1 protein-coding gene is annotated in these 405 nt (G+C 67.9%); it reads right to left on the bottom strand.

All coding sequences use genetic code 11. The features are described 5' to 3' along the window. The coding region (locus tag G4D85_RS48610; RefSeq protein WP_420821761.1) for a terpene synthase family protein at positions 1-405 on the bottom strand (405 nt) is incomplete at both ends.

Genomic DNA, 405 nt, shown 5'->3' with positions numbered 1-405 from the left:
CGGCTGGAGCGCAGGTGCCACTCGTGGCCGCCGGACTGCCAGTCCTGGAGCCCCCGGATGTAGACGAGGACGTTGGCCTGCTCCACCGGGTTGAGGCCGTGCTCCGCGAAGAGCGAGGGCAGCTCCGTCACCGCCGTGTTCTCGAACTGCTGGAGCCGCGACGTGAGCACGTCGTTGACCAGGTTGGCCGCCGCCTGCGGGTCGATGTCCAGGAAGCGCTCCATGACGAGCACGCCGTTGGACAGCTCGCCTTCCTCCAGAATCTCCCGCTCGTAGGAGAACAAGTCGTTGCGCAGGTGGACCGCGTCCGCGAACGAGTGCTTCAGCACGAGCATCGCCCGGCTGGCGGCGATGCGGTCAGGCACTTCGGCGAAGACAGCGTGCTCCACCAGGTCCGCGGACCAG

The sequence above is a fragment of the Pyxidicoccus trucidator genome (assembly GCF_010894435.1).
GTDB classification, from domain to species: domain Bacteria; phylum Myxococcota; class Myxococcia; order Myxococcales; family Myxococcaceae; genus Myxococcus; species Myxococcus trucidator.
The sequence above is the reverse complement of the archived record's forward strand: the minus strand, read 5'-3'. Positions and strand labels throughout refer to the sequence as shown.